Source organism: Vibrio sp. Y176 (genome assembly GCF_033438945.1).
This window is the reverse complement of record NZ_JAWOQS010000036.1, coordinates 1-3,550: the sequence shown is the minus strand read 5'-3', so window position 1 is coordinate 3,550 and position 3,550 is coordinate 1. Positions and strand designations below refer to the sequence as shown.

At 36.4% G+C, this 3,550-nt stretch carries 3 protein-coding genes; all 3 read left to right on the top strand.

Annotated elements, in window-relative coordinates; genetic code table 11:
* Nucleotides 1-127: 127 nt before the first annotated feature.
* The 3 genes from R7O13_RS23770 (at nucleotide 128) to R7O13_RS23760 (ending at nucleotide 3,364) form a co-directional block, all read left to right on the top strand.
* A complete protein-coding gene (locus R7O13_RS23770) occupies nucleotides 128-877 on the top strand; it encodes a class I SAM-dependent methyltransferase (protein ID WP_193276693.1) in 750 nt (249 codons plus the stop codon).
* A gap of 154 nt (nucleotides 878-1,031) precedes the next feature.
* Nucleotides 1,032-2,414, top strand: a complete 1,383-nt coding sequence (locus tag R7O13_RS23765; protein ID WP_047104432.1) for an AAA family ATPase — start codon at nucleotides 1,032-1,034, stop codon at nucleotides 2,412-2,414.
* Nucleotides 2,415-2,416: 2 nt separating this feature from the next.
* Nucleotides 2,417-3,364: a DUF4435 domain-containing protein gene (locus R7O13_RS23760; protein ID WP_318304802.1), complete on the top strand. Its 948-nt coding sequence runs from the start codon at nucleotides 2,417-2,419 to the stop codon at nucleotides 3,362-3,364.
* The last annotated feature ends 186 nt before the right edge of the window (nucleotides 3,365-3,550 follow it).

Sequence of the window (3,550 nt, the reverse complement as noted above, 5' to 3'; positions counted from 1 at the left end):
TCAAGACGGATTCACAACGCTTGGCATTTTTAGTTTGAATCAGCTTAAGTGTTTACGGCACAATGTTTTAGGTTAGTGGCATGCGTTGCTCACCACTTAACGCGGCGTTATGTTTCAGGAGGAAACAATGGCAGTACATACACTTTTCAGTGATAAATCAGATCTTTATGAGGTGGCTCGCCCACTATATCCAGAGGCTCTTTTTGAGTACCTAGCTACGGTTGTTCCCTCAAATGAACTCGCGTGGGATTGTGCCTGTGGAAACGGGCAAGCAGCAGATAGCTTAGTTCGCTATTTTGAGCGAGTGAAAGCGACAGATGTGAGCAAAGAACAAATATCAAATGCTAAGCACAATTCGAGAATAGACTATTCTGTATCTTCTTCAGAAAGTACCGATTTTGCAGATAAGTCGTTTGACCTAGTTTGTGTTGCTCAAGCATTACATTGGTTCGACTTCAATAAATATTGGCTAGAAGTGAAGCGTGTACTTAAGCCTAACGGTGTGTTTGCGGCTTGGGGTTATACTTGGCCTAGTGTTGACCCAGCCGTAGACAGGGTGTTCAAAGAGTCAATTTTAAAGGTTATTGAACCATACTGGGCACCGCAGAATCGTTTACTATGGGAACACTATGAAAACATTGACATACCGTTTTCTCGTTTACCCGCTCCCAAAATAGAAATGCAGGCAAGCTTGACTCTTGATGAATTTATTAGCTTTATATGTACTTTTTCGGCTACACGTCGCTGTATTGATGACATAGGCGATAGCTTTATCAAGCATGCTCATTTGGAGTTTAGTAAAGTATGGGGACAAGAAGCTGACAAACGCATTGTTGACTTAGAATTTGTACTGTTTGTTGGAAAATCAGAAACATAACAAAGCATTTAAGAGGGATTCTCAACGCTTGGCAGTTTTGGTTTGAATCGGCTTTAGTGTTTACGGCACAATGGCTTAGGTTGGGTGGAATGCGTTGTTCACCCCTTAATGCGGCGTTAGGCGCTATCAGGTAAAAATATGTTAAGGAGAAAGAATGAACAGTTCAAAAATTGAATATGTAAAAGTTGAGAAACTCTATGGAAATAAGAGTTTCAATGTAGAGCTAACAGATAACCAGTTGGTGTTGGTAGGCGAAAATGGCTTAGGTAAGAGTACTATTATCAGCATTCTCTTTTATACGCTAACTGGTCAATGGCATAAGTTATTAAAGTATCAGTTTGAAAAGATAGAAGTATCAATAGATGGTAGTGTACATGGTTTTTCGTTTGAAGATGTTGAGACTGTTTTTGACCAGATCAGTGAGAGCTCTGAGTTTCAATTGCTTGTTAAGTTGAAAACGTTAGAAATTAGTGCCGAAGACGCACTCACTAATTTTGGTCCTGATATTTATAGAGACTTAAGAGGGCAACACTATAATTCACCAATGGATCTGAGAAGAGCGTTAACCAAGCTTCATAAATCAAACGTGAATTTACAGAATGTACCAGCGAACCTATTGGAGCTTGAATCAGCGTTAAGCTTCCATGTTTTATATTTGCCTACCTACCGACGTATTGAAAGAGATTTAAAGCAAATATTCCCATCTTTAGAAGATGATTTAAGAAAATATAATAGACGCCATGCTAGTTTTACTCGTAGCAAGGAGCATTTAGAACTAGTTGAGTTTGGTATGCAAGACGTCCAAACTATGATTAGGTCAAAGATGAGTGAATTAGAAAATGAATTTCGCTCTTCGTTAGAAAATCTTACAAGCGGATATTTAAGGGTCATATTAAGAAAGGAGTATAAGGAAGAAGCAACTTTACCAGAATATAAATTTAACGATGAAGAATTAAATGCAATATTCGAAAAAATAGGTAGGGACGATTCATTTTTCTCTCGAGATGACTTGATTAATCTTAAAAAAACCGCGCACGCGTTGAATGAAGGGAGTTTGACTTCTGATATTGATTTATTGTCTGCTCATTTAATAAAACAGTTGTTGAACCTTCATAAAGAGCAATTAAGAAAAGAAGATAAAGTAAGAACTTTTGCCAAGATAACAAATAGCTATTTAAAAGGTAAAAAATTCGAGTTCGACAATAAGGAGTTTACACTCCCACTTGTACCTGACTTCGAAAATAGCGATTATGTTCTAAGTAACTCTAAAGAAGAAATTGATTTGGGTATGTTATCTTCAGGTGAGAAGCAAATAGTTTCACTATTTGCTCATATGTATCTTTCAGGGTTCGATGACTATTTGGTCATTATTGATGAACCAGAGCTTTCATTGTCAGTCCCTTGGCAAAAAAGACTGCTAGAAGATATTGTCTCTACGGTAAATTGTAATGGTCTGATAGCGGTTACGCATTCACCCTTTGTTTATAATAACTCGCTAAAAGATAAAGCAAGATCATTGATGGAGTTTTATTGTTAAACATGAATTTTCTAGATTTACTTAATGAAGAGCTTTCCAATGACAACATTGAACATCACTTGTTTCTAATTGGTTATAATCCTAGAAACAAAGTAATACACTGCTTTTTTGAAGGGAAAACTGACGAATCTTTCTATGGTACACTTGTTAGAAATATGATGCCAGATACTTACAAACTGAAAACATATATCTGCGGTAAGAAAGATAGTGTTATCTATCATTATAATGAAATTGGCCATAAGACAAATAATGTTCAACCATTGTTGTTTTTTATAGATAAAGATATTGATGATATTATCCCTATCGAAGTACCAAAAGACGAAAATATTCACGAGACAATCTATTATGCGATTGAAAATTATATGGTTAATGGTACTGCTATCTGTCAAATCTGGGCGGAAATGTTTAGGCAATCATCAGGTACAAAAATTTCAGAAAAAATAAATAATTTGTTCGATAACGCACATAGTGAATATAACAAAATTGCACTAAGGTTGATGTCATGGGTCTTGTACCATCGTCGTAAAGGTGGGGTAAGGTTAAATTTGGATTGTATTAAAACAAATGAATTGTTTTCTATAAATCGGAATCTTGAGCTGAGCCCAGCATTTACAGATTTAGAACTTTATTCACATTTGGATAGTAAGACCAAAGTAGTTACATTGCCAAGTGATATTGAAGGAATAAACCAATGCTATGATGAATTGTCAGCATATGAGATAAAGACTGTGTCTCGAGGTCATAACGAAATGGACTTTTTTATTGAATTCTTTAAAAAGCTTAAAGAAGTTTCCTCAGAAGCCAAAGTTAAGCCACAATTCGATATAAGTTCATCGAATGCTATTGATGTTTTGGGGCCAAGGACAAAACCTTGTAAATTATTGCTTTCTTTTCTGACTGCTCACTTTTCAAAGTTAGACGTTACTGCCCAAACTGAACAAACCGCCTAACAATCTGTTCAAGAGTGATTCGCAACGCGTGGCATTTTTGCTATGCGTTGCGTTTAGTGTTTAAGGTTGTATGCGGGAGCTTCGGTATTGCGTTGCTCACACCTTAACAGGGCGTTATGTTTTTTGGGAGAAAATGATGGAATTCAAGCTAGAAATCTATGCACCTGAAACAGAAGTTGTATCTAT

Excerpts from the sequence above, each read along its gene's own strand:
- R7O13_RS23770 (WP_193276693.1), top strand. The coding sequence starts at position 128 with ATGGCAGTACATACACTTTTCAGTGATAAATCAGATCTTTATGAGGTG.
- R7O13_RS23765 (WP_047104432.1), top strand. The coding sequence starts at position 1,032 with ATGAACAGTTCAAAAATTGAATATGTAAAAGTTGAGAAACTCTATGGA.
- R7O13_RS23760 (WP_318304802.1), top strand. The coding sequence starts at position 2,417 with ATGAATTTTCTAGATTTACTTAATGAAGAGCTTTCCAATGACAACATT.